The organism is Streptomyces sp. 4N124, assembly GCF_052245395.1.
Taxonomy (GTDB): domain Bacteria; phylum Actinomycetota; class Actinomycetes; order Streptomycetales; family Streptomycetaceae; genus Streptomyces.
The window spans coordinates 1-4354 of record NZ_JBQQBS010000129.1 but is presented as its reverse complement, the minus strand read 5'-3'; the positions used below and the strand labels follow the sequence as shown (position 1 = coordinate 4354).

Genomic DNA, 4354 nt, shown 5'->3' with positions numbered 1-4354 from the left:
CCCCCACCCCAACTCCCACGCCCACACCTACGCCGACCCCTCCCCCCACATCGACGCCCACCCCGAGCCCGGCACCCAAGCCCACGCCCACTCCCACTCCCACCCCGACGCCGACACCCCCACCGCCCCCGGCCGACTACCAGTGGAGCGAGCTGGCGTACGACGTCAGCGGCGACGGCACCGAGCCGGAGATGCGGCTCGGCGAGAGCAGTTGGGTGTGGCAGCGGTACGGCATCTCCATCGCCGACAAGCGGTACGCACACGGCGTGACCGTGCACGGCAGGTCCTCCGTGACCATCGACCTCAACCGTGAATGCACGTCCTACGACGCACAGGTCGGCGTCGACGACCTGACGCTGGGGCTCGGCAAGGTCTACTTCTCCGTCCACGCCGACGGGGTCCAGCTGTGGAGGTCCGGCCTGATCAAGGCCGGCGACCAGGCGGTCCCGGTCCATGTCGACCTCACCGGACGCAAGACCGTACGGCTGGTGGTCGAGCCGCACAGCCACTTCGACAACCTCATGCTGGCGGACTGGGCGGAGTCGAAGTTCGCCTGTGCGTAGGGCTTACGGCGCCTGCCCGGCCGGGTGGCTGAGCACCGCATCGGCGAGTTCGTCCTGCACATCGACGGGGGTGAGGGCGATTCCCCTGGTGCGCTCGGCCGCGTACCGGTCGGCGCCCAGGGCGGTGCGGGCGACGGCCTCGGTCCGCTCGGCCACCGTGCGCCCCGGCAGGGGACGGGGATGGCCCTCCCGCCACTCCTCGGAGGCGGCGAGCAGGCGGACGGCGCGGGCGTGGTCGCCGAGCGCGGACACGAGATGCGCCGCGCTTTCGGCAAGCTCTGCCGTGACCCATTCCGCGCACCGCCACCCCACAGCCTGACGCAGGGTGTCCGCGAGGATCGGCAGTCCGTGCTGCGGGCCGGACTCGGCGGCCGTGACCAACGCCTCGAGCGCGTTCAGCGCCACCGTGAACTGGGGCGGCGGAGTGCCGTGCTCCGTCTCCACGCGGGTCGCCTCGCACAACTCACGCGCGCGTGCGAGATCGTGCGCCTCCAGGGCCATGTGGGCCCGCAGCATCAGGACGAACGCCCGGGCGTCCGCCACTCCGTACCGGTCGGCGGCGGCGCTCGCCTCGTCCAGCGAGATCAGGGCGGCGGCGCGGTCGCCCGAGCGGTAGGCGATCTCGGCGAGCCGGGCCAGGAGGAACGGCGACTCGGCGTAGGCGCCCACCTCGTAGGCCAGCCGCAAGCCCTCGGCGTACTCCTTCTCGGCATCCTCGAAACGGCTGCGCGCCATGGCCGCCTCGCCGCTCGCGCTGCACACCTGGGCTCTGATCCAGCGGTCACCGACACGCCTGCTGAGCACCCGCACTTCCGCCAGGTCGTCATCGAAACCCTCAAGGCGGCCGGGTGTGTCGACGACCATGTGCGCACGGAACATCAGCAGCACGGCGAGCTCCCAGTCGCCGCCGTATGTACGGCAGTTGGCGACCGCCCGGTCCATGCTGGCCCGGGCGTCCACCGAGTTCCGCAGGTAGAAGGCGGTCAGGGGCCAGGCCAGACCCGGCATCCGGGCAGCCTCCGGACCGCCCGGCTCGTAGAAGGCCCGCACACGCGCGATGTACTCCCGGTACCGCGGATCCTCCACCGCACGCTTCGGCTCGGCCTCGGTCATCAGGAAGAGGTACAGCATCCTGAGATCCATCCGCAGGGCACGCAGCGGATGCCGGGACTCTCCGTCAGGATCGGCCAGGAAGGCCTCGACCGGGTCAGGAGCGCCGAGGGGCAAAGCGACGAGTCCCTCGCGGACGCGGCCCGAGTCGCGCCCCGGGCGATCGGTGCGAACGCGGTGATCGGCCGAGCCTCCACCGACCCGACCTGCCGGCCAGCTGCCCGCCCGACCTGCCGACCCGCCGTCGGACCGCCCCGCCGCCTCCCCGTTGCGCGAGCGACCCACCGGACCGCCCCCGCCCACCACATCCACATCCGGGCCCAAGTCCAAGCCCGAATCCAGAGCCGCGCCCATGCGCAGCACGCGCTCGATCCACTCCGCGCCCTCGCGGCGATAGTTGCGCAGGAACCAGAACCAGCCCAGGGCGAGGGCGAGGGCACCGGCCTCTGCCTCATCCCCCGCCACGAGGCCGCGGTGGAGGGCCGCGCGGATGTTGTCCAGCTCGGTCTCCAGACGGGAGATCCAAGGGAGTTGACCGGCGGAACGGAGCAGGGGCTCGGCCTGCTCGACGAGGGCGCGCGCCCACGCGCGGTGCCGGCGCTCGGCGGCCAGGCGCGCCCCGGGGACCTCGGCGGCGCGCTCGACGGCGTATTCGTGGATCGTCTCCAGCAGGCGATAGCGCATGCCGTCGCTGCCGTCCCGCTCGCAAGGGGCCGCCACGATCAGGGACTTGTCGACGAGGGTCCCGAGGAGATCCGAGACCGGACCGCTGCACACGGCCTCCGCCGCCGAGAGGTCCCAGCCGCCCGCGAACACGGACACCTCACGCAGCACCGTCCGCTCCCGCTCGTCGAGCAGCTCCCAGGACCAGTCGACGACCGCGCGCAGGGTCTGCTGGCGGGGCAAGACGGTGCGGCTTCCGGAGGTGAGGAGGCGGAAGCGGTCGTCGAGACGGTCGGCGATCTGCCGGGGCGTGAGCAGCCGCAGCCGGGCGGCGGCCAGCTCGATGGCGAGCGGCAGCCCGTCGAGACGGCGGCAGATCTCCGCCACCGCCTCCGTGTCCTGGAGCACGGCGGCCGCGTCGGGACGGACGGCGGCGGCGCGCTCCGCGAAGAGGCGGTGCGCCTGGTCGGGGACGAGAGGTTCGACCGGGCGCACCGACTCGCCGGGTACGCCCAGGGGTTCACGGCTGGTGGCGAGGATCGTGAGCCCCGGGCAGCGGGTCAGCAGCGTTTCGGCGAGGTCGGCGGCGGCGCCGATGACATGTTCGCAGTTGTCAAGGATCAGGAGCTGACTGCGCGCGGCGCAGTGCTCTATGAGCAGGGCGACCGGGTCGTCCTGCGGGGTCGCCAGCTCGGTGGTCATCAGCACGGTCTCGCGCAGACCGAGCGCGCTGACCACCGCGCCTGGCACCGCCTCCGGCCGGTCGAGCGGGGCCAGCTCGACCAGCCACGCCTGCGGGAGCCCGGCGGCGGCTTCCTCGGCGAGACGGGTCTTTCCAGAGCCGCCCGGTCCGGTGAGGGTGACGAGTCGGGCCCTGTGCAATTCGAAACGGATGGCGTCGAGTTCGGGTTCCCGGCCCACGAAAGAGGTAAGGCGTGGACGGAGGTTGCCCTTACGGGGCGCCGGGGCCGGGACCGTCGGCTGATCGAGCAACGCCTGGTGCAGGGCGCGGAGTTCCGGGCCGGGATCGGTGCCGAGGCCTTCGGCGAGGGCGCGGCGTGCCGTCTCGTACGCGGCGAGGGCGTCCGCGGACCGGCCCGTGTCGCGCAGGGCGCGGATGAGGAGGGCGTGCAGCGGTTCGTCGTACGGGTGCGCCGCGGTCAGTTCCGTCAGCTCCGGTACGGCGTCCTGAGCCTGCCCGAGCCGCAGCCGTGCCTCGGCGTGGGCGCGGGTCGCCTCCATGCGCAGGGCCTCCGGGCGGGCCGCGGCGGTCCGGTCCGGGAGGTCGGCGAGGGCGGGGCCGCGCCACAGGGCGAGGGCGTCGTCGAGGTCCCTGGCAGCAGGGCCCGGATCGGCACGGTCGAGCGCGGCGGTGCCCTGTCGTACGAGCCGCTCGAAGACGTACAGGTCTACGTCGTCCCGCGTTGCCGTGAGGCGGTAGCCGCCGGGGTGGGAGGTGATGGCGTCCTTGCCGACGGTGCGGCGGAGACGGCCGACGAGGGCTTGGAGGGCGGCCGGGGCGTCCTGCGGTGGGTCGGCCGCCCATACGTCGTCGATCAGGGTGTCGGGGGTGATGATGCGGCCGGGGCGTAGGGCGAGGGCGGTCAGCAGGGCGCGGAGGCGGGGGCCGCCGATGGATACGGGCTTCCCGTCATCGTCTTCCGCCAGCGCAACGCCCAGAATTCTGTACCGCACCGAGCCATTGTCACCGGGACGGCTGTGAGGGGCACGGACTTTGTGTCGCCCGGGGTTGTCGCGTCACTGCCGGTGCCGATGCCGACGTTCTGGACGAGTCGCACCCGGCGCGATGGCTGGGGTGGGGTGGGTCGCGCAGCCCGGCGCTGACGGGGCGCCGCCTGCGCCCACCCGTGCCGCCCCAGGCGGCACGCATGCCCGCAGCTTGGCGGGGCGCCGCGCATGCGACCACGCACCCGCGGTCGCCCGCGGCGGGAAGGGGACGCGGTGGGGGTGTCCGCCCGCAGCGGTTGTCGCGTCAACACGGGCACCTCACCAGAGAC

General features: G+C 73.3%; 2 protein-coding genes. One reads left to right on the top strand and one right to left on the bottom strand.

Annotation, left to right across the window (positions count from 1 at the left end; translation table 11 throughout):
• On the top strand, window positions 1-563 hold a 563-nt coding region (locus ACTWQO_RS48335; protein WP_443243788.1), incomplete at its 5' end, for an NPCBM/NEW2 domain-containing protein.
• 3 nt (window positions 564-566) lie between these two features.
• Here ACTWQO_RS48335 and ACTWQO_RS48330 read toward each other — a convergent pair.
• Window positions 567-4031 (bottom strand): BTAD domain-containing putative transcriptional regulator, encoded by a 3465-nt coding sequence (locus tag ACTWQO_RS48330; protein ID WP_443243787.1) that lies wholly within the window; start codon window positions 4029-4031, stop codon window positions 567-569.
• Window positions 4032-4354 lie beyond the last annotated feature (323 nt).